Annotated in this window: 5 protein-coding genes; 4 read left to right on the plus strand and 1 reads right to left on the minus strand. The window is 64.4% G+C overall.

The annotated features are described in order from the left end of the window. Positions 1 to 42 precede the first annotated feature (42 nt). From VF662_RS04675 to trmFO, 4 genes are all read left to right on the plus strand, one after another. Entirely contained in the window at positions 43 to 594 is a 552-nt protein-coding gene (locus VF662_RS04675; protein WP_464138266.1) for a GbsR/MarR family transcriptional regulator, read from the plus strand. An 83-nt stretch (positions 595 to 677) separates the two neighbouring features. Beyond that, positions 678 to 1055 (plus strand): hypothetical protein, encoded by a 378-nt coding sequence (locus VF662_RS04680; protein WP_464138269.1) that lies wholly within the window; start codon positions 678 to 680, stop codon positions 1053 to 1055. Between the two features lie 82 nt (positions 1056 to 1137). Continuing rightward, the gene (locus VF662_RS04685; RefSeq protein WP_464138271.1) at positions 1138 to 2154 is read left to right on the plus strand and encodes an SRPBCC family protein; all 1017 of its coding nucleotides are present in this window, start codon (positions 1138 to 1140) and stop codon (positions 2152 to 2154) included. 10 nt (positions 2155 to 2164) lie between these two features. Next, complete coding sequence (gene trmFO, locus VF662_RS04690; RefSeq protein ID WP_464138274.1) at positions 2165 to 3493, plus strand: methylenetetrahydrofolate--tRNA-(uracil(54)-C(5))-methyltransferase (FADH(2)-oxidizing) TrmFO; 1329 nt, start codon at positions 2165 to 2167, stop codon at positions 3491 to 3493. On the opposite strand, the gene VF662_RS04695 is transcribed toward trmFO, so the two are convergent. Next, the coding region (locus tag VF662_RS04695; protein ID WP_464138277.1) for an EF-hand domain-containing protein at positions 3494 to 3704 on the minus strand (211 nt) is incomplete at its 5' end.

Here is a 3704-nt window from a genome sequence, read left to right on the forward strand (position 1 = left end):
AGGAGACGTACTGTTATTTCTGGATTTACAGAAAGAAGAGTAATGTCCCTGATCGAACATCCCGACGTCAAAGCCTTCATCCTCCATTGGGGGGAGATGGGCACGCAATGGGGCGTCAACCGCTCGGTCTCGCAGATCCACGCGCTCCTCTATCTTTCGGACCGCCCCCTGGCCGCCGACGAGATCGTCGAACAGCTCGGCCTTGCGCGCTCCAACGTCTCGACCGGCCTCAAGGAGCTGCAGGGCTATGGGATCGTTCGGCGGGTGCATGTGGAAGGAGACCGGCGCGACCATTTCGTCGCCGAGACCGACCTCTGGGATATGCTGATGCGGATCACGGCCGAGCGGAAGCGCCGCGAAATCGATCCCACGATCGCCCTGCTCGCCGAGCTTTCGGAAAGGCTGAAACAGGACCAGACCGCGCCCCGCCACGTTCGTGAGCGCATCACCCGCATGCACGAGTTCATCTCGACGCTCGGCAACTGGTACGAGCAGGTCCGCGGGCTCCCCAAGCCGACCCTGGTCACTCTGATGAAGCTCGGCGCCAAGGTGGCGCGCTTCATCCCGGGCCTCGGCAAAACCGACCAGCGATAGGAGGCATGCCCATGTCCCATTTCAGCTGAGTCGCGCCACCTGATTTCTGTATTTCCAGAAATTCCCGTAGAAAGGAAAGAACAATGGTCGAAATCGCCTACCTCCTCTATCTCCTGATCGCCATCGGCATCACGATCTGGGTCGCCCGCACGCTGTCGAAGAACGGCAAGGTCTTCCTCGTCCAGTGCTTCGGCCAGAACGAGGAGCTGGCCAACTCCACCAACCACCTGCTCGTCGTCGGCTTCTACCTCGTCAATATCGGCTTCATTACGCTGACACTGAGCCTGGGCAACGAGCCTACGACCATTCCCGAGGCGATCCGCTTCCTCAGCAGCAAGGTCGGCCTCGCCGTGCTGGTGCTGGGCGGCATGCACTTCTTCAACATGTCCGCCATCGCCCGCTTCGGCCGCAAGGTGAACGAATGGTTCTCCAGCCAGCCGGCATATCCGCAGGCGGGATAACCTAGTGCGGGGGCGGCCTTCCGGGGCCGCCTCCCGTATCGCTTTGCCCATAAGTTAAGACCTACCGGTTCAGGAGCCGCCCATGACCTCTGAGCACCGCCCGTCCCGGCGCAACGTCTCGCCAGTGCTCCGAATCGCGGGCGCCATGGTCGTAGCCCTCGCCTTTGCATGCGGCGTCTATCTGCTCATCGAAGCGACCCAGCCCACAAGCGGTCTGGTCAGCTTCTCCTTCCTGCTGGTGCTGCCCGCCGGCATCTGCGCCTTCGTCGCCTATGTTTCGGATCCGTGGGGAGAGCGCTCCGCGAAATCCTACCGGCTGATCCCGGTATGGATCCTGCTGGCGGTGGTCCTGCTGTCGCTGGTGGTGCTTCGCGAGGGCGTCGTGTGCGTCCTCATCCTGTCCCCGCTCTGGCTGATCAGCGGGTTGATCGGCGCCGATCTCACGTGGCGCTTGCGCCGCCGCCGCGACGACGATGGAGAAGGGGGCACGACGTACTGCGCCGCGGCGCTACTCCTCCCCTTAGTTTCGATGCAGATCGAGCCCTACGTGCCGCTTCCTCAGGCGGACGTGGCGGTGACGCGCTCGATCGTCGTCGACGCCTCGCCGGCGCGCATCTGGCCGCTGCTGCGCGGCATACCCGACGTCCGCCCCGGCGAGGGCCGGTGGAACGTCACCCAGAATGTGATCGGCGTGCCCCGCCCGCTCGGCGCCCGCCTCGTCGGCGAAGGCATAGGCGCGACGCGGCTCGCCAATTGGGGCCGCGACGTGCGCTTTCGCGAGGAAATCGTGGAGTGGCAGCCCGGCCAGCGCATCGGCTGGCGTTTCGTCTTCGATCATATCGAGGGCTGGCGCTTCACCGACCGCCACCTAATGCCCGACAGCCCCTATTTCCGCGTCACCACCGGCGGCTATCGCATGGAGCCGCTCACCTCCGGCCGCACCCGCCTTACGATCGAGACACGCTATTGGATCAAGACCCCGGTCAATACCTATTCCCGTCTGTGGGGCGAGCTCTTCCTCGGTGATCTCGAGAACAATCTGCTCGCTTTGGTCAAGCAGCGCGCCGAAGCGCTATCCGCCGCCGCCCGTTCGCGCTAATCGCGCCTTCATGTCCCATCAAGTTCACATCATCGGCGGCGGGCTCGCGGGTTCCGAGGCTGCATGGCAGCTTGCCGAGGCGGGGGTGAAGGTGCGGCTTTCGGAGATGCGCGGGTCGGGCGAGATGACGCCTGCGCATCACACGGACTCGCTTGCGGAACTGGTCTGCTCGAACAGCTTCCGCTCCGACGACGACGTCAGCAACGCCGTCGGGCTGCTTCACGCCGAGATGCGGGCACTCGGCTCGGTGATCATGGCGTCGGCCGATGTGCACAAGGTGCCGGCGGGCTCGGCGCTAGCGGTGGATCGGCATGGCTTTTCGGAAGCGGTTACGCAGCGGCTGACCGCCCATCCGAACATCGAGCTGGTGCGCGAGCGGGTAGATGCCCTCCCCTCCTCCGGCCTCACCATTGTCGCGACCGGGCCGCTCACGGCGGCGCGGCTGGCGGAGTCGATCGGGGCGGCGACGGGCTCTGACGCGCTCGCTTTTTTCGATGCGATCGCTCCCATCGTCCATCGCGACTCGATCGATATGGGTGTCGCCTGGATGGCGGCCCGGTGGGACAAGGGGGGTAAGGATTATATCAACTGCCCGCTCGACAAGGATCAGTATCTCGCCTTCCACCAAGGCCTCATCGAGGGCGAGAAGACCGAGTTCCGCGAGTGGGAGAAGGACACGCCCTATTTCGAAGGCTGCATGCCGATCGAAGTGATGGCGGAACGCGGCGTCGACACCCTCCGCTACGGGCCGATGAAGCCCGTTGGCCTCGACAATCCGCGCACGGGCCGGTGGCCCTATGCGGTGGTGCAGCTGCGACAGGACAACGCGCTCGGCACCTTGTTCAACATGGTCGGCTTCCAGACCAAGCTTAAATATGCCGAGCAGGTGCGGCTGTTCCGAACGATCCCAGGCTTGGAGAATGCCGAATTCGCGCGATTGGGCGGGCTCCACCGCAATACCTTCATCAATTCGCCGCAGCTTCTCGACGGCACGCTGCGGCTTAGGAAAGCACCGCACATCCGCTTCGCCGGCCAGATCACCGGCTGCGAAGGCTATGTGGAATCGGCCGCCGTTGGCCTCCTCGCCGGCCGCTTCGCCGCGGCGGAGCTGCTGGGCCGCGAGATGGCGCCTCCCCCTCCGACGACGGCGCTCGGAGCGCTGCTCGGTCACATTACGGGCGGCGCAGAGGCCGAAAGCTACCAGCCGATGAACGTCAATTTCGGCCTGTTCCCGCCGGTTGGGGGCAAGATGAAGAAGGGCGACCGCAAGGCCCTCTACACCGCCCGGGCGAAAGCGGACCTCAAGGCGTGGCGGGAGCGAATGCCTGAGCCTGCCTGATCAGCAGGCGCATTTCGGCTTGGGGCGGGTCTTCGGCTTGGTCGTCGAATATTCGGCTGGGGTGAGCCAACCGCTGTCGTCGGCATCAGCGCCTTCGAACTTTCCGATCGTCTTTACCGCCCATTCCTCGAAGCTGAGGCTGCCGTTGCCGTTGGTATCGAGCTTCGCGAAGGCCTTCCGCCGCGGCTCGAGCAATTCGAGCTTGGTGATG

It is taken from the genome of Allosphingosinicella sp., from assembly GCF_036387215.1.
Taxonomy (GTDB): Bacteria; Pseudomonadota; Alphaproteobacteria; order Sphingomonadales; family Sphingomonadaceae; genus Allosphingosinicella.